Raw genomic sequence first — 15,655 nt, 5'->3', positions numbered from 1 at the left:
TTACCACCTGGTAAAGGCTTTTTTTATGGCTGCTATACATCCAGCAGGCTGGTGTTGGCTAGGGCTGCTTGGCCGCTACGGCGGTAGCCGTATAGTCGGTAAATACGCCATCCAGGCCCAGCTGGTAGAAGTTCTTGTACTCGGCCTTGGGGTCGTTGTTGTACTCCTTGAGCAAGTAGCGGCTCTCATCCCGGAACGTATAGGCGTGCACCAGCAGGCCGCGCTGGTGGGCCCGCTCGATGAGCGAGGTAGCGGGCAGCTTTTTCTCGGGCGTGTAGGGCTGCACGTAGGGTTTCCAGGGGCCGATGCCTACGGCGTAGGTTTTCACGAAGTCGAGGCCGGCATCGGTGGTCAGGTCCAGGAAGGTGCGCGCGTCGCCGGCCACCACGAAGTCGTAGGGCTGGGCGTAGGGTGCCTTCATCACCAGGTTGCCGCTGGCATCCACGTCGTCGGCATCGAGGAGCTGCACCAGCTTCAGGGGCGACTTCTGGTGCAGGGCGCGCAGGTTGCTGACCTCAAACGACTGCACGTACACCGGGGCGTCCTTGCTGTTCCAGCCTGCGGCCGTCAAGGCTTCCAGCAGCTTGTCGGTCAGGGGCAGGCCCAGGTTTTTTTCGTGAAACGTAGGGTGCTTGGTTTCCGGATATACCCCAATAACCCGCCCTTTGGCCGTGCTTTGCGCCTTGGCCAAGTCAATTACTTCCTGAAACGTCGGAATCAGAAACTGCCCGTTGTACTGCTGGCCCCGGTCGGCCATGGCCTGCTTAGCCCGCAGCGTCTTGATTTCGGCCAAGGTAAAGTCGCTGGCAAACCAGTCGTCGTAGGCTACGCCATCCACCGTTTTGGTGGTTTTGCGGCTGGCAAACTGCGGCAGCTCGGCCACATTGGTCGTGCCCGAAAGCATGGGCTCATGCCGGCACACCAGCACCTGATCCTTGGTCAGCACCACATCCGACTCGATAAAGTCGGCTCCCTGGTCGATGGCCAGCTGGTAGGCTTCCAGGGTGTGCTCGGGCCGCAGCCCCGACGCCCCGCGGTGGGCAATTATCAGCGGGGCTTTGCCATCGAGGGTGCGGTAGGCGGGGGTCGTCGGCTCGTCGGAGTCGGTATCCTGGCAGGCCGTCAGGCCTCCCCAGCTAAGTACCGTCAGTAAGAACAGGGTTTTTTTCATCGGGCGACAGTAGTAAATGGTACGCCGCAAAGCTGTTGCGCCAGTATCACCCCTGAATTATCCCCGGTTATCAAATCAGGAAGCCGCCTTACATCCGCCAGTGACGCTCTACCGCCACCCGGGCCGTACCATAAATAGCACGGGGCTCATCCACAAAACGTGAATGAGCCCCATGATAGATAAAGCAGGTAACTGACCGAAAAGTAGTATTGCGAATTGCGTTGAGTAGTTGGGTAATTGATGTCCCAAAGTAGCGTCGCCAACTTTTGGCAATCAATCCAGCTTTTCGATTTATTAGACTTTATAAAACGCCCTATTCCGCTGAGCATCGGCTACCCTAGCTTGCTTACATAAGCCTAATCAAATATTCATTACTCAACAGCCACGACCAATCAAGGACTTTTCACCAAGGAGCTCAAAGTGTATTTTTCAAGTAAATAGTTGCCAATCCCCTGGCTCGGCGGTGAAAGTCCGTTCCCTAGGCCTCGGCTTCTACCGTCAGCTCTGTGGTAATAGCAATGCGGTTCCAGCCATTGATAGCAACAATTGCCATCAGGGCCTGGGCCACATACTGCTCGCCGCAAACCGCTACGGCCTGTTGGTAGGTGGCATCCGAAACTCCGCCCTGACTAATCAGCGTGACTTCTTCGCAGAGGGCCAGCAGGGCTTTTTCCTCGGGCGTAAAGAGCTTGGTTTCGCGCCAGGCCGAGAGCAGGTAAAGCCGCTGCTCGGTTTCGCCGTCTTTGCGGGCTTCCTTGCTGTGCATGTTGAGGCAGTAGGCACAGCCGTTGAGCTGGGAGGCGCGCATTTTGAGCAGGTGCTTGTGAGTAGCACTCAGGCCAGTGGCAGCCAGGTACTTTTCGAGGCCGAACATAGCTTTGTAGGAATCGGGCTCCAGGGCTTGCAAATTGAAACGCATGGTTAACAGTTGGTTAGGTTGAAGTATGCACCAAAGGTCCGCTTCCGCCCACCGATTCTCCTTAATCTAAATTAAGAAACGCCAGACCGCTACGAATGCTCCACCTTCGCCCGGATCTTACTCAGGAATTCGGGCGTAAACCCTAGGAACGACGCCAGCATGTACTGCGGCACCCGCTGCACAAACCCCGGCCAGGCGTGGCTGAAATGGCGGTAACGCTCCTCCCCCGACATACTGTACAGAAACTTGATCCGGAACAAAGCCGCCGCGGCCGCCCGCTGCAGCACCAGCCGGAAGTACCGCTCCAGTTGCGGCAACTGCCGGAATACCTCCTCTTGCACGTCCTGACCAAACACGACCACCTCCGTAGCCTCCACCGCCTGAATGTGGAACTGCGAAGGCTGCCCGGTATCGAGGCTGGCGTAGTCAGTCAGCCACCAGTTTTCGATGCCGAACAGAATGGTTTGCTCCGTGCCCTTCTCGCTCACCAAGTAAGTACGCAGGCAGCCGCGTAGCACGAAGTAGTTGGCCCCACACACTTGCCCTTCCCGCAGCAGATGTTGTTTGCGGCTTAGGGTCTGCACCCGCAGATACGAGCACAGCAGCGTCGCTTCGGCTTCGGTCAGGGTTACATAGCGGGCAAGGTGTGCAAGCAGGGATTCGTACATAGCGGAGCCGACGGTAGTCGTAGCAAAAGGAAGTACCCCCGAAGATACACGTTAGCAGGCACTGCGCCCCAGGTGCCTACTGCCTACCGGCCCGACAGTTTTCCTCACTGGGTTCACCGCCCCAGCTGCTTTTGCCAGCAGCTCACTGCTCCGCCAGCAGCGGGGCCTTGCCCACGTACGCGTCGTCCCGCAGGCTGTCGACCATGAACCGGGCCAGCTGCCGCCGGCTAATGCTGAACGGCGCGGGCCTCTCGTGGTAGCGCACCACCAGCTGCCCGAGTTCCTCCTGGTCATTCAGCGCCACTGGCCTAGCAATAACCCACTCCAGCCCCGACTGCCGCACCAGCTCCTCCTGGGCCGCGTGGTCGGCGAAGACGTGCCGGAAGTTTGTCAGCCGGATCATCAGCCGCATGTACCAGGGCGCGTATGGCCACGAATCACCGGCCCCAATCGAGGACAGCGTCACGATGCGCTTCACCCCCAGCTCCCGCATGGCGGCCACCGTGTGCTGCATCACCGTAGCCAGGGTATGCGGCGGCGTAATCTTCTGTACCGAAAACGACTCCGTTTCGCTCAGCGCGCTCAGAGCACTTACTACGGCCTGACACCCCGCCATAGCCCGGCGCACAATATCCGGGTCGGTGGGTGAGCCGGCTACCACCGTCAGGTGGGGCGAGGTACGGGTAAGCTTCTGCGGGTTGCGGACCAGCGCCGTAACGGCGTAGCCCTGGGCCAGGGCATAGTCCAGGATGAGGCCACCCGTGCGGCCGGTGGCTCCGTAGAGCAGGATACGTTGCATTGCGAAAAGTCAAATCGGTGATACGAGCCGCAAACCTATCGGCCGCTTGTGCTAGGTTTGCTACCAGTTCCTTTTTGAATACCGGTTCCCTCCACACAACCATCCCATGCAATCCTGCCCCGGCAACGGCCCCAAAAGTCAGTACCAGGCCGTGCGCGACACGCTCGACGTCGTCAGTGGCCGCTGGAAGCTTGTTATCCTGGCGGCCCTCTTCGTGCGCCCTTTCCGCTTCCGGGAGCTAAGCCGCGAAATCGGCATCACGCCCCGCATCCTGACCAAGGAGCTCCAGGATCTGGAGCAGCACCAGCTCGTCACGCGCACCGTCCTCGATACCCGCCCCATCACCGTCGAATACGCCTGCACGGCCCACAGCCGCACCCTGCTGCCCGTCGTGCAGGCCATGAGCGACTGGGGCTACTTTCACCACGAAGTCATTGTGGGTCACAAGCGCCCCGACGACCCGGCCCGCGCTTCCGAACCGGCGGCTCCGTAGCAAATAGCCGCTCCACCCCGGCAGTTACCGGCTGCGCCCGTATAAGGCGGCAGGGCCCGTTCGCGCAACGGCTATAACTTGCGTCCAGGTTGAGCTGCGCAAAAACGCATCAGCCTCCCCAAAACGAAAATCGAGTAACGAACACAACGAGTATGGCTTCAGGTTTTTTTGCGCTCTTAGATGACATTTCCGCTCTGGTCAAAGTAAGCGCGGCCAGCCTGGACGACGTACCGGCTCAGGTCGCCAAAACCACCGGCAAGGTTTCCGGCATCGTCATCGACGACACGGCCGTGACTCCCAAGTACGTCGTCGGCCTCGACCCTTCCCGGGAGCTGTCCATCATCTACCGGATTGCCAAAAAGTCCCTGGTCAATAAAATTCTGATTCTGAGTCCGGCGGCCCTGCTGTTGGGCTACTTTGCGCCCTGGGCCATTACGCCCATCCTCATGCTGGGCGGGGCCTACCTCTGCTTCGAGGGCTACGAAAAGGTCCACTCCATGTTCAGCCCCCACCACGACGTGGACGTGGAAAGTGACCAGGTCCAAACCATTACCCCCGAGGAATTAGAAGAGGAACGGGTAGCCAGCGCCGTGCGCACCGATATTATCCTCTCGGCCGAAATCATGGCCATTGCCTACAGTCAGGTCACCGGCCAGCCCGTCATCAACCAGATTGCCGTCATGCTGGCCGTGGCCGTCTTCATCACCGTGGCCGTCTACGGCTTCGTGGGCCTCATCGTGAAAGCCGACGATATCGGCGTCCACCTGGCCCAGGAAAAATACGGCCCTGCCACGCGCAAATTCGGCCGCGGCCTCGTCAAGTTCATGCCCCGCTTCCTGAGCATCCTCAGCTACGTGGGCACCGCCGCCATGCTCTGGGTCGGGGCCGAAATCATCCTCCACGGCATTCCCTTCACCGCCCACCTGCTGCACGAACTGGAACTGGCCCTAGCCAATATCCCCGCCCTGGGCTGGCTGGCCAAGGTGCTGGTCTGCGCCATAGCCGGCTTAATCATCGGTTTTGTAGTCGAAAAGCTGGTACTGCTGGTCAAAAAGGTGCTCGGCAAGGATAAATAAGCGGCGTGTTCTTCCGGTGCTACGTGCGGCCCCTTCAACGCACAAAGCCCTTTCCCGCGCAAGTAGGAAAGGGCTTTGTCGTTTGTTTAGCTGTTCGGGCGCTACTCGTGTATCTATTCAGGGCAAAAGCTGCGTAGCTCGTTAGCCGGCCTCAATCGAGGTATAACCTCCACTTCACCGCCTGCCAAGCCCTACACGCTCCCGCCGGTTTGCAGCCATTGCTTATACAGCAAGCTGGCTGCGGCCTGCAGCAGCGGCAAATCGGTGGTGCGCTCCTCGCAGCGCTGCATATCGTAGTGGCAGAGGGTGCCGAAGGCCTTGCCCTGCTCATCCCGAATGAGTACGCCACAATAGGATACCACGGGCGTATCAATTACTCCTTTAACGCGGGCATCAACCAGAGCGTCGTTGATTTCCAGGGGAGCCTCCTGCCGGCCTACCAACGAGCAATACGTTGCCTCCATCGGCGCATCACCGCCCTTGGTTGAGGTCGGCTGGTACCGGTCATACAGCGCCAGGTTGCGGAGCGTATCCCCGTCGAACTTGAAAATGCCGGTATACCGGTGGGGCGTCCGACCATTCAGGTAGCTAAGCCCCCCGTTAATGCCCTGCTGCTGGAGTAGAGCAGTGAACTCAGCTATTTCGCGCTGCATCGACGCATCCTGCATAATAGCCTGCATAGTAGAAAGAGAAGCCATAAAAAAGAGCGGCGTGGTAATAGAAGCTGCACATGTGCCCCGCTAGTACTACTGGTGTAAAGGGCGACGCAAAAGCATCACCGAAAGGTATCAAACAATACCTTAGACATAAAGTGGGAAACCCTTGCTACGGACCCACTCAGTCAAAAAGACATTTATTGCCCCAGTTATGTTTCAAATTTTCAGTCAAAAAGTCATATTCATATAACTCATACTTCGTTTTCTGCACCTGATAGCCTAGCTCGGTCACTTTCCTAGCCGCGCTGCTTAAGCCGAAAATCTGCCCAAAATCTCGACTGTAGACCAAACGACTCTGCCCTGATTTCAGTCGTTCCGGGTGTAACCCCTATCATTGCTCCCGTCTGCCTCCATAAGCTGAATGATGTCCTCGCTGTCGTTAGCGGTACCCAAAGGCCCCCGCCAGCAAACCACCGAGGGAATAGCCGCCGACATTCTTTGCAGGAAGCAGTTCAGCCAGCTTACTACCTTGCTCAAATACCACCTCGACCGCAGTCTGCGCAAGGACACCCGCCTCGGCATCCAACAGGACGAAGATGATCAGAAGCCAGCTCGAAGCTAGAGCATCGGTGGCTACCGCACTTTGTATTAATTTATCCTGACGCTTATCAACGGTGCACATAATAAGTCCCAGCGTAGTATCATTGCGGCACCGTTTTGCCTATTTATTATTCTCCTTAGCCCATTTCAATGCGCTATTACCTCTATGCCCTTAGCCTCGCCCTGACGGGCTGCGACAAGAAGGAAACTAACCCGCAACCCGAGCCTAAGAAAGATTTTACGGTTGGTTACTTCTTCAACAACGGGGGCGACGCCCGTCTTAAGTCTGTTGCGCTGAACACCCGCACATTATACCCCGACAAAAATGGACCGGGCATCTCTCAGCAGACATTCAATCAGGTCTACTCCGACATCTCGGCTACCGAGCGTATTGCGCACGTCTTCACTGAGCCGCATATGCGAAAGACGCTGTATCCGGGCTGCGTCACGAATATGGAGGTGATTCTGTATTTCCGCAAGCCCGTCTACTCGCCCTTCGACGCCAATGGTACCCGTACGTACCGCGTCTTCGAGCTACCAGCCGACACCGTCACGGCCGAAGCCAACTGCACCCGTACCTTCAACTGGCCCGCCGATACCCTGAAGTACCCTGAGCTGAGTTGGCGGTAAATCCCGCCCGCCTTCAAGAGCTACGCAACGCCCTCACTGCCTTCACCGGCACCAAAAACGACCCGCGCCAGCAAGTCACCGAAGGCAAAGCCGCCCGCATCCTCATCCAGGAGCAGTTCAGCCAGCTCGCCACCCTGCTCGAAGACCGCCTCGACCGCAGCTTGCGCAAATACGCCCGCTCCGCCCCCGCCTTCTACCACCGCCTCACCGCCGCCCGCCAAGTCATCGACCGCCCCGGCAAACAGCAAGGCGGCACCGAAGAACCCCCAACCAAACCCCAGTAACTTCCCTCTCCCCCTGTCATCCTGAGTGCAGCGAAGCGGAACGAAGGACCTCTTGCGCTTCGCTGCAATCTTTCCATGCCCAAACGAACCTCACACAGCAATATTCACCTGTCGGTTAAGAAACGGCAGTTTTTGTGTAGTTTGCTTCGATTCAAAATACAATTCATAAAAAAGAAAGATGCCACCAATAGAAATAAATAGCGCATTTAGCTTCAAGTCGGACAAAGATCTAACCATCGGCGAAAGCAGAGCAGCTTTGAGTGTATTTGCGGATAGATTTCCACAAGCAGTTATACTCAAAGACGAATTTGAATTTTTGTTCTTAGACACCAATGTCTTACTAGATTATTATGGCATGTCTAAAAGCGAGAAGGCCAAACTATTAAAGTTTTTTCAAGCAAATATTGAAAGAATTTACTTACCTTATCGAGTACAAGTAGAATTCTTAAGCAACCGCCTAGGAGTAATTGAAAAGGATTTGTTCAATCCTTTAAACCAAATTCATACTGATTTTATTACCACACGCAACAATATCAAACAAAAATATAGCTCCTATTTGGAATCTAAAAAAAAGATTTTATCAAATGACTTCCCTGAACTATGGAATGAATTAGACAATATTGCGAAAGGATTAGATAAACTTATTGGTGATAAGGAGATAGACGAAAAAGTCAAAAAGGCCGTCAACGACTCAAGGGCAGGATATAAAGACATTGAAGTGGTAGATGAGTTACTCGAACTGTGCTCACAATTTCATTTGCTAGAACCATTAAGCGCGAATGAAATAAAGTTACTAGAGAAACAATACAATGAGTTAGCTACCTTATTAACCAATGCTAAAGAAGGTGAGAAGTGGAAGAATGTTTTTCCAGGCAGTGGCGATTTTGGAAAAAAGGACTATCCATATGGAGATTATATTATCTTTCATGAGATTATTAAATTTATGAAAAACAATAATTCCGACTCGATATTTTTGACTAATGAAAAAAGCAAAGGGGATTGGATGCAAAAGGACATGCGCCCTATAATTAGATATGTTGAGAAGTCGTATTCTTTAACCTCTCACGTGATGTTCATAATCCATGCGGAAGAACCCTTAAAAATATCATTTGAGAACATTCACAAGCCCGCACAGCCAGAGAGCTTATTAATAAATCATTCAGGAGCTCACCCCAATTATACGTATTTCTTAGAAGCGGATCATCCGCTAAGTGTTAAATCAGAGGCTTTACGCGAATTTCTCTCTAAATACAAAGAAGAAGCAGAGTTCTCATACAGCACTAGCGAAGGTGTATTTTCAAAAATCGTTGTAACTGCTATCATTGATGGAAATGATTACGACTCATCAGCAAATCCTACACTCTATATTAAACCAAGTACGGTTTTCTTTGAGCACACTGAGGAGGGCATTACTCTAAAGAAAATATATGAAAGCGTACTTGAATTACAGTGCGATATCGATCAAGTTAAAAAGACTGGAAATAATTATGTAGTATTTTGGCGCAGGAGTACAAAGTGCAAAGTCATGATACTAGAGCAGTTTGTAGAAAAATATAGACACGATTGGATTAGAATAGAAAATAGTTTCTTGGGTACACGTAGAGCTATTGATATAATAGCTTCAGGCACTACGCCTACTGAAATACTTACTATTCCTATCAATCCTTCTATTAAAGACGAAAGTGAAGTGCTGGAAAAAGCTTTTGAGCTCTCAAGGAGGAAATCGACTAATTCTCCTACCACAGACAGTTGAAATGATAAAATCATGATTACATACATGGAAAAATTGTCATATCCAATAATTGATTCAACCCTAAACCCCGCCAAAACGTCAGCAAAACCACTTCTGCACCCCGTTTGCTAGTCCCATCGTAGAACTTCCTAACCCGAAGCCTACCTAAGACTCAGCAAGCCATGAACTTTAATAATTATACCATCAAGGCACAGGAGGCCGTGCAGAAGGCCACTGAAATTGCCGGGGGCAACCAGCAGCAGGCCATCGACACCGGCCACCTGCTGAAGGGCCTCTTCCAGAGCGACGAGAACGTCCTCTCGTTTCTGGCCAAGAAGCTGGGCGTCAACCTCAACATCCTCACGCCCCGCCTCGATACCATCGTCGCCGGCTACCCCAAAGTAAGCGGCGGCTCCCCCTACCTCTCCAACGAAGCCGCCGCCGCTCTGCAGCGCGCCACCGGCTTCCTCAAGGAGTTCGACGATGAATACGTGTCGGTAGAACACCTGCTGCTGGGCCTGCTCGGCGGCAACGACGCCACCGCCACCCTGCTCAAAGACACCGGCTTCAACGAGAAAGACCTCAAAGCCGCCATCAAGGAGCTGCGCGGGGGCCGCAAGGTCACGTCCCAGACCGCCGAAGACCAGTACCAGAGCCTCAACCGCTACGCCCGCAACCTCAACGAGCAGGTGCGCACCGGCAAGATGGACCCCGTCATCGGCCGCGACGAGGAAATTCGCCGCGTCCTCCAGATTCTGAGCCGCCGCACCAAGAACAACCCCGTCCTGCTCGGGGAGCCCGGCGTCGGCAAAACCGCCATTGTCGAGGGCCTGGCCCAGCGCATCGTGGCCGGCGACGTGCCCGAAAACCTCCAGGACAAAATCATCATGTCGCTCGACATGGGCCTGCTCATTGCCGGGGCCAAGTACAAGGGCGAGTTCGAGGAGCGCCTCAAGTCCGTCATCAAGGAAGTCACCGACTCCGAAGGCCAGATCATCCTGTTCATCGACGAGATGCACACCCTGATTGGGGCCGGCGGCGGTGGCGAAGGCGCCATGGATGCCGCCAACCTGCTCAAGCCCGCCCTGGCCCGCGGCGAGCTGCACTCCATCGGCGCTACCACCCTCAAGGAGTATCAGAAGTACATCGAGAAGGACAAGGCCCTGGAGCGCCGTTTCCAGGCCGTGATGGTCGATGAGCCTACCATTGAGGACGCCATCAGCATTATGCGCGGCATCAAGGAGAAGTACGAGCTGCACCACGGCGTGCGCATCACCGACGACGCCGTTATTGCCGCCGTGGAGCTGAGCAGCCGCTACATCACCGACCGGTTCCTGCCCGACAAGGCCATCGACCTCATGGACGAGGCCGCCGCCAAGCTCCGCATCGAGCTCAACTCCATGCCCGTGGAGCTCGACGAAGTGCAGCGCCGCATCATGCAGCTCGAAATTGAGCGCGAAGCCATCCGCCGCGAGGAAAACGTGGACCGGGAAAACGTGCTCAACAAGGACCTGGCCGAGCTAACCGCCAAGCGCGACACGCTCAAAGCCCAGTGGGAAAACGAGAAGTCCGTCCTGACCAACATCCAGGAGCAGAAGGAAGCCATTGAGCGGTTCAAAGTCGAAGCCGAGCAGGCCGAGCGCCAGGGCGACTACGGCCGGGTGGCTGAGCTGCGCTACGGCAAGATTCAGGAAGCCGAAGCCAAGCTCAAAACCCTGCAGGAAGAAGCCAACGCCAACAAGGACGGCGGCTCCATGCTCCAAGAGGTCGTTACCCACGAGGACATTGCCGAGGTAGTAGCCAAGTGGACCGGCATTCCGGTCAGCAAGATGCTGCAGTCGGACCGCGAGAAGCTGCTCAACCTCGAAGGTGAGCTGGGCAAGCGCGTGGCCGGGCAGAGTGAGGCCATTGCCGCCATCAGTGATGCCGTGCGCCGCTCCCGCGCCGGCTTGCAGGACCCCAAGCGCCCCATCGGCTCATTCATCTTCCTGGGCACTACCGGCGTGGGGAAAACCGAGCTAGCTAAAGCCCTGGCCGAGTACCTGTTCAACGATGAGAACAGCATGGTCCGCATCGACATGAGCGAGTATCAGGAGCGCCACGCCGTGTCCCGCCTCATCGGGGCGCCTCCCGGCTACGTAGGCTACGACGAGGGCGGCCAATTGACCGAGGCCGTGCGCCGCAAGCCCTACTCGGTCATCCTGCTCGACGAAATCGAGAAGGCCCACCCCGACGTGTTCAACATCCTGCTGCAGGTGCTCGACGACGGCCGCCTCACCGACAACAAAGGCCGGGTGGCGAACTTCAAGAACACCATCATCATCATGACCTCCAACACGGGCGCCGACATCATTCAGAAGAATTTCAAGGAGCTCAATGAATACAACCACGACGAGGTGGTAGACCGCACCCGCGAGGAAGTAGTCGAGCGTCTGAAAGGCCACATGCGCCCCGAGTTCCTGAACCGCATCGACGAAATCGTGATGTTCCAGCCCCTCAAGCGCAAGGAGATTCGCAAGATTGTCGACATCCAGTTCAAGCAGATTCAGCAGCGCCTGGAAGAAGCCGGCATCCGCCTCGAAGCTACCGACGAAGTGCTCAGCTACCTAGGCGAGCAGGGCTTCGACCCGCAGTTTGGGGCCCGCCCCTTGAAGCGTGTACTGCAGCGCCTCGTGCTCAACGAGTTGTCGAAAGACATCCTCTCGGGCCGCGTGACCAAGGACGCCGTGGTGGAAGCCGTGCTGGAAGACGACCAGATCCGCTTCGTGAACGTGGACGTGGAAATCCCCGGCGTGTAAGTTGAATTGATAGTGCGTAGAAAAGCCCCGCTGACAGAGTGTCGGCGGGGCTTTTGTTTTTTAACCCTTATAAGCCAGTAGCTTTTGGGCAGCTGACTAACTACTTTACTTCCTTGGAAGTCGTTGATACACTGCTTCCATCTTAATAAGATGCTTAACCACTGCAGAAGCCCAATCAGGCAGCGCTTGTAGCTCAACAAGCGGTGAGCCCGGCACAAAGTCAACCAGCTCTTCTGGCTGAGCCTCCGAGTTATCGTAGAGTTGCAGCCGGTCGAATACGCGGTAGTTACGCTTGAGCAGCGACAAACTGCTGTTGTAACGGTGCTGAATGAGGGCTGCCGGAACATCATGGCCGCCTTCTGCCACGCGCTGGGCTACCCGCTTCAAGCAATCTAGGACTGATTCCAGACCCACATACCGACACTCAAGGCGATAACCTGCTTTTTTTAGGGTCTCGAACAAGGCATAATCCCGTTCGCTGGCCGCGTTGGTTTCAATGACGAAAGAGGCCATGTCAGCAACCCACCCCTCCATCTGCTTGCGGAGCTCGGCTTCCACATCATGAATATGCATGCCTTGCTGATACAGGCTGTCGCCGTTCAAGCGGGGCACTGTTGGGGCCTCATGCTGGTAAAGTGACGTTTTACCCGCGCCATTAGGGCCGGCGAGGATGAAAACAGTGGGCATAGCTGCCGACACACTCTTCTACTCTGCCAGCACTTCAACCCGGCCCGTGCCGGGCCATTCCTGCACCAAACGGCCTTGTTCATCCCGGTAAGTCAGATACGAATCCGCCTCCTGTGCCTTAGTACGCACAAAACTGCGGAAACTGCTCTTGAATTCTGATGTAGCTACCCGCTCAGCCATGTTAGCCAGATTCTCTAACTGTTGGGCTACCCTAGGATCAGTCGAAGATGGATTGAAAGACATAGCGCAAAATGTAGAGGTGTTCTCCAAGATAACGTCAAAGTTCTACAAATTGGTGCAAGCACCTATATCAGTTCTACAATTTGGCGCAACCAGCTGCATCATACTACCAGACCGGCGTGCTTTTTGCGCCTTACCGGTCACATTCATTCAATCGTATTTCTATGAAAAAGATCCTACTGTTAACGGGCTTAGCCCTCAGCCTTTGTGGCAGCCCTGCATTAGCCCAAACCAGCCCTGCCAACACTGCCGTGGTGCGCGTCACCGAATGGAATGGCACCTGCACCGTGGTCGTAAGCTACGGCGTGGGCAAAACGGAACTGTTGGAGCTGCAATCAACGCGCGGCAAGCAAGGCCCGATAGTCAACGCGGAGCAGCTGCAGGGAGTCTTTGACAAGCTGCTGGCGGCCGGCTACGTGCTACAGGGCACCTTCAGCGGCCCCTCTACCGGCACACTGATTTTCCGCAAGCCGTAACGAAGCCTGCCTACCCCACACCAAAGCCTTGCCGGCGCTACATCGGCAAGGCTTTTTTATTCTCTTTTATTCTCCTCGCTTTATGCAAACTATCAAGCGTTACCTCCGCATGCTGGGTCTGATAGCCATGCTGTTGTTGGCCGCGGCCGGCGTAGGTCTCACCGGCGCCGCCCCGATTCACCAGAAGCGGGAACGGTTCATCGATACGGACCCCAAGACCGAGCAGGTTGACAAGAAGGAAACGCCAGAGGACGACGAGTTAGGCCAGGAGTAGCTGCCGGCACCCGGACACAGATGTAGCAAAAAGCCCCACTGGCAGCGCGCCAGCGGGGCTTTTGCGGTTTATTGCAGTATGGCTAGGAGGTGGTTCAGGGGCTTAGGATACGTATTACTATTTCTCATTGCGCTGATTCTGTACCAAGGTGGTTCCACACTGCTCTTCGCTGCTAAACACGAAATAACCAGCAGAAGCTAGTCGCTGCTAGTTGCTTTTCGGCTGCTTGGTCTGCTTGGTCAGCCAGTCGCCAATTGCCGACAAAGCAGCGGGTGAAATGGATTCGGGGTTGTCGTAAGGGGAAAGCGTGGTGCCAGCCGGAATAGTCTGCAGGAAGTGCGTAACCTCGGGCACAACGACTGTAGTCAACTGAGTGCTGCTCGACGCAGGCAATGCGGCCTTTAGGGCCGGCAGCTGGGTAGCAGCCGGGGCGTCGGTGTCGAGGGCGCCGGTAACGGCCAGCACGGGTACCCTGATCTTGCGCAAATCAGCCCGCGGGTCCTGCCGCAGGATATCCTGCACCGTAGGTTGCATATAGGTCGGGGCGAAGTAAGCCAGTTCCTCCGGGGTGATGCCTTGCGCAGGAATCGGCTGCTGCAAGGCTGCCACGGCCGCGGCTTCGTTGGGCGAGGCGGCAATGATGGTTAGAACGGCTTCGCATACCAGTTGCGTTTTAAGTATATCCGCGCGGCCGGTCGTATCGGACTTGTTTAGATGCGGGGCCATCTGGGCCCGCAGGCGGGCTTTGTACACCTCTACCAGCGGTTCGGCCAGCCCGCTGAGCAGGGCAATACCGGCCACTCCAGCATCCTGCGCGGCCACGCGCGCCACCTCCAGGGAGCCCTGGCTGTGGCCTATAAGGAAGATGCGCTGCGCGTCTATGCGCCTGTTGGCCCGCAGGGCGGCAACCGCCGCCGCAACGTCCGCGGCAAAATCGGTGGTTGTGGCTGGGGCAAAGCGCCCCGTCGATGCTCCTACCCCACGCTCGTCGTAGCACAGTACGGCAAAACCCCGGCGGGCCAGGTTATCGGCCAGCACCCGAAAAGGCTGGTGCCCGAATTGCTCGCCGTGGCGATTGTGGGGGCCCGAGCCCGAAACCAGCACCACGGCCGGCACCGACCGGCGACCTTTGGGCAGGGCAAGGGTACCGGCAAGCTGGGTTCCGGAGCTGCCGCCCGCAAAGGTTATCGAAGCCTCCCGATAGGGCAAAGGCAACCGCAGCGCCTGGGGGCGTAAGGGAGTCGACCAACTGAGCTTGCCGGGTTGTAGCTGCAGCGGCATACGCTGGCCGGCTAACAACAAAAAACCCGTGAGCCGTTGCGCGTCGGCCGATAATCGTCCCACGAAGCTGCCCGGCAGGGTGCTGACAACCAGGCGCAGGCTGTCATCCTTCGGCCCTTGCATGAGCGTGTCTACTTGCACGCTGTGCAAACCCATCTTGGGCAAATCGATGGTGGCGCGCCGACTGCCAACTGCCTGCTGCAGCGGGTCAAAATTAATGAGCACCGGCGTGGCGCTGCCAAACATATTGACCGTGCCGCTCCAAACGCCCTTAACAGGATCTTTACTTTGGGCTCGGCTCAGTACGCCCGTCAACATGCATGCTACAAACCAAATTACGAATGAAAACAGGCGCATCTGCGAAATAATGGCGATAAACTACATGGAGAAAACCAGCACGGTCAGTGTAATAGTTAGATCACTCCTCGCTGCACAATAGTAAGTTGTGGCACTTCAGCAGTGAGAGATTGTTGGCGTAACGCTGGGTGATGAGCAAGGACGCCGTGGCAGAGGCTGTACGCTTAGACGGCCACATCCACTTTGAGAACGTGAACGTGCAAATTCTGGTACTGTAAGCCGGGTCTTTTTTACTCCTTCTATTCATGTGTGTAACCTCCGTGCTACCCCTGCTACACTCTGGCCGCGGCTGGCGGGGGCCTCACCGGTGCCGCCCTTATTCATCAGAAAAGGGAGCGTTTCGTCGATACCGACCCTAAGGCGGAGCAGGTAGATAGGACGGATACCAAAGATGCTAACAAACTGCATCAGGAGTAGCTTTCCGCAGCTTACCACCCAACATTGAGTCATCAAAAAGCCCTGCCCAGTAATTCGGCAGGGCTTTTTAATGCGAAATTAATTTTTGCAACAATGT

16 protein-coding genes are annotated in these 15,655 nt (G+C 55.9%); 9 read left to right on the top strand and 7 right to left on the bottom strand.

Translation table 11 applies throughout. The features are described from left to right. Positions 1 to 58 precede the first annotated feature (58 nt). The 4 genes from MUN80_RS08445 to MUN80_RS08430 form a co-directional block, all read right to left on the bottom strand. Complete coding sequence (locus tag MUN80_RS08445; protein ID WP_244722244.1) at positions 59 to 1,171, bottom strand: glycerophosphodiester phosphodiesterase; 1,113 nt, start codon at positions 1,169 to 1,171, stop codon at positions 59 to 61. A gap of 478 nt (positions 1,172 to 1,649) precedes the next feature. Beyond that, a complete protein-coding gene (locus MUN80_RS08440) occupies positions 1,650 to 2,090 on the bottom strand; it encodes a carboxymuconolactone decarboxylase family protein (protein ID WP_244722242.1) in 441 nt (146 codons plus the stop codon). 89 nt (positions 2,091 to 2,179) lie between these two features. After that, positions 2,180 to 2,758: a Crp/Fnr family transcriptional regulator gene (locus MUN80_RS08435; protein WP_244722237.1), complete on the bottom strand. Its 579-nt coding sequence runs from the start codon at positions 2,756 to 2,758 to the stop codon at positions 2,180 to 2,182. A 142-nt stretch (positions 2,759 to 2,900) separates the two neighbouring features. Next, positions 2,901 to 3,557 (bottom strand): NAD(P)-dependent oxidoreductase, encoded by a 657-nt coding sequence (locus MUN80_RS08430; RefSeq protein ID WP_244722236.1) that lies wholly within the window; start codon positions 3,555 to 3,557, stop codon positions 2,901 to 2,903. A 106-nt stretch (positions 3,558 to 3,663) separates the two neighbouring features. On the opposite strand from MUN80_RS08430, the gene MUN80_RS08425 reads away from it, so the two are divergent. Together MUN80_RS08425 and MUN80_RS08420 are read left to right on the top strand one after the other, a co-directional pair. After that, positions 3,664 to 4,050, top strand: a complete 387-nt coding sequence (locus MUN80_RS08425) for a winged helix-turn-helix transcriptional regulator (protein WP_244722234.1) — start codon at positions 3,664 to 3,666, stop codon at positions 4,048 to 4,050. A gap of 152 nt (positions 4,051 to 4,202) precedes the next feature. Continuing rightward, positions 4,203 to 5,126: a DUF808 domain-containing protein gene (locus MUN80_RS08420; protein WP_244722232.1), complete on the top strand. Its 924-nt coding sequence runs from the start codon at positions 4,203 to 4,205 to the stop codon at positions 5,124 to 5,126. 191 nt (positions 5,127 to 5,317) lie between these two features. On the opposite strand, the gene MUN80_RS08415 is transcribed toward MUN80_RS08420, so the two are convergent. Next, complete coding sequence (locus MUN80_RS08415; RefSeq protein ID WP_244722229.1) at positions 5,318 to 5,824, bottom strand: hypothetical protein; 507 nt, start codon at positions 5,822 to 5,824, stop codon at positions 5,318 to 5,320. 379 nt (positions 5,825 to 6,203) lie between these two features. On the opposite strand from MUN80_RS08415, the gene MUN80_RS08410 reads away from it, so the two are divergent. The 5 genes from MUN80_RS08410 to clpB all read left to right on the top strand — a co-directional run bounded on the left by MUN80_RS08410 (position 6,204) and on the right by clpB (position 11,826). Further along, positions 6,204 to 6,404, top strand: coding sequence for a hypothetical protein (locus MUN80_RS08410; protein WP_244722227.1), 201 nt, complete (start codon positions 6,204 to 6,206; stop codon positions 6,402 to 6,404). Positions 6,405 to 6,532: 128 nt separating this feature from the next. Continuing rightward, a complete protein-coding gene (locus MUN80_RS08405; RefSeq protein WP_244722225.1) occupies positions 6,533 to 7,012 on the top strand; it encodes a hypothetical protein in 480 nt (159 codons plus the stop codon). After that, entirely contained in the window at positions 7,003 to 7,296 is a 294-nt protein-coding gene (locus MUN80_RS08400) for a hypothetical protein (protein ID WP_244722224.1), read from the top strand. The genes MUN80_RS08405 and MUN80_RS08400 overlap by 10 nt, the downstream gene beginning before the upstream one ends. A 178-nt stretch (positions 7,297 to 7,474) precedes the next feature. Beyond that, positions 7,475 to 9,049, top strand: a complete 1,575-nt coding sequence (locus MUN80_RS08395) for a PIN-like domain-containing protein (protein WP_244722222.1) — start codon at positions 7,475 to 7,477, stop codon at positions 9,047 to 9,049. Between the two features lie 161 nt (positions 9,050 to 9,210). Beyond that, positions 9,211 to 11,826: an ATP-dependent chaperone ClpB gene (clpB, locus tag MUN80_RS08390; protein ID WP_244722220.1), complete on the top strand. Its 2,616-nt coding sequence runs from the start codon at positions 9,211 to 9,213 to the stop codon at positions 11,824 to 11,826. A gap of 105 nt (positions 11,827 to 11,931) precedes the next feature. Here the strand turns inward: clpB and MUN80_RS08385 are convergent, their stop codons facing one another. Beyond that, a complete protein-coding gene (locus MUN80_RS08385; RefSeq protein ID WP_244722218.1) occupies positions 11,932 to 12,513 on the bottom strand; it encodes a hypothetical protein in 582 nt (193 codons plus the stop codon). 404 nt (positions 12,514 to 12,917) lie between these two features. Here MUN80_RS08385 and MUN80_RS08380 point away from each other — a divergent pair, with 404 nt between their 5' ends. Beyond that, a complete protein-coding gene (locus MUN80_RS08380) occupies positions 12,918 to 13,229 on the top strand; it encodes a hypothetical protein (RefSeq protein WP_244722217.1) in 312 nt (103 codons plus the stop codon). 82 nt (positions 13,230 to 13,311) lie between these two features. Further along, positions 13,312 to 13,503 (top strand): hypothetical protein, encoded by a 192-nt coding sequence (locus MUN80_RS08375; RefSeq protein ID WP_244722215.1) that lies wholly within the window; start codon positions 13,312 to 13,314, stop codon positions 13,501 to 13,503. A gap of 207 nt (positions 13,504 to 13,710) precedes the next feature. On the opposite strand, the gene MUN80_RS08370 is transcribed toward MUN80_RS08375, so the two are convergent. After that, positions 13,711 to 15,102 (bottom strand): alpha/beta hydrolase, encoded by a 1,392-nt coding sequence (locus MUN80_RS08370; protein WP_244722212.1) that lies wholly within the window; start codon positions 15,100 to 15,102, stop codon positions 13,711 to 13,713. Positions 15,103 to 15,655 lie beyond the last annotated feature (553 nt).

This window comes from Hymenobacter cellulosivorans (assembly GCF_022919135.1).
In the GTDB taxonomy this organism is placed as follows: Bacteria; Bacteroidota; Bacteroidia; order Cytophagales; family Hymenobacteraceae; genus Hymenobacter; species Hymenobacter cellulosivorans.
This window is presented reverse-complemented; position numbering and strand designations above follow the sequence as displayed.

What these genes read in the sequence shown, in the direction of transcription:
- MUN80_RS08425 (WP_244722234.1), top strand. Translation starts at nt 3,664, where the DNA reads ATGCAATCCTGCCCCGGCAACGGCCCCAAAAGTCAGTACCAGGCCGTG.
- MUN80_RS08420 (WP_244722232.1), top strand. Translation starts at nt 4,203, where the DNA reads ATGGCTTCAGGTTTTTTTGCGCTCTTAGATGACATTTCCGCTCTGGTC.
- MUN80_RS08375 (WP_244722215.1), top strand. Translation starts at nt 13,312, where the DNA reads ATGCAAACTATCAAGCGTTACCTCCGCATGCTGGGTCTGATAGCCATG.
- MUN80_RS08430 (WP_244722236.1), bottom strand. Translation starts at nt 3,557, where the DNA reads ATGCAACGTATCCTGCTCTACGGAGCCACCGGCCGCACGGGTGGCCTC.
- MUN80_RS08415 (WP_244722229.1), bottom strand. Translation starts at nt 5,824, where the DNA reads ATGGCTTCTCTTTCTACTATGCAGGCTATTATGCAGGATGCGTCGATG.
- MUN80_RS08410 (WP_244722227.1), top strand. Translation starts at nt 6,204, where the DNA reads ATGATGTCCTCGCTGTCGTTAGCGGTACCCAAAGGCCCCCGCCAGCAA.
- MUN80_RS08435 (WP_244722237.1), bottom strand. Translation starts at nt 2,758, where the DNA reads ATGTACGAATCCCTGCTTGCACACCTTGCCCGCTATGTAACCCTGACC.
- MUN80_RS08445 (WP_244722244.1), bottom strand. Translation starts at nt 1,171, where the DNA reads ATGAAAAAAACCCTGTTCTTACTGACGGTACTTAGCTGGGGAGGCCTG.
- MUN80_RS08380 (WP_244722217.1), top strand. Translation starts at nt 12,918, where the DNA reads ATGAAAAAGATCCTACTGTTAACGGGCTTAGCCCTCAGCCTTTGTGGC.
- MUN80_RS08405 (WP_244722225.1), top strand. Translation starts at nt 6,533, where the DNA reads ATGCGCTATTACCTCTATGCCCTTAGCCTCGCCCTGACGGGCTGCGAC.
- MUN80_RS08385 (WP_244722218.1), bottom strand. Translation starts at nt 12,513, where the DNA reads ATGCCCACTGTTTTCATCCTCGCCGGCCCTAATGGCGCGGGTAAAACG.
- MUN80_RS08370 (WP_244722212.1), bottom strand. Translation starts at nt 15,102, where the DNA reads ATGTTGACGGGCGTACTGAGCCGAGCCCAAAGTAAAGATCCTGTTAAG.
- clpB (WP_244722220.1), top strand. Translation starts at nt 9,211, where the DNA reads ATGAACTTTAATAATTATACCATCAAGGCACAGGAGGCCGTGCAGAAG.
- MUN80_RS08440 (WP_244722242.1), bottom strand. Translation starts at nt 2,090, where the DNA reads ATGCGTTTCAATTTGCAAGCCCTGGAGCCCGATTCCTACAAAGCTATG.
- MUN80_RS08395 (WP_244722222.1), top strand. Translation starts at nt 7,475, where the DNA reads ATGCCACCAATAGAAATAAATAGCGCATTTAGCTTCAAGTCGGACAAA.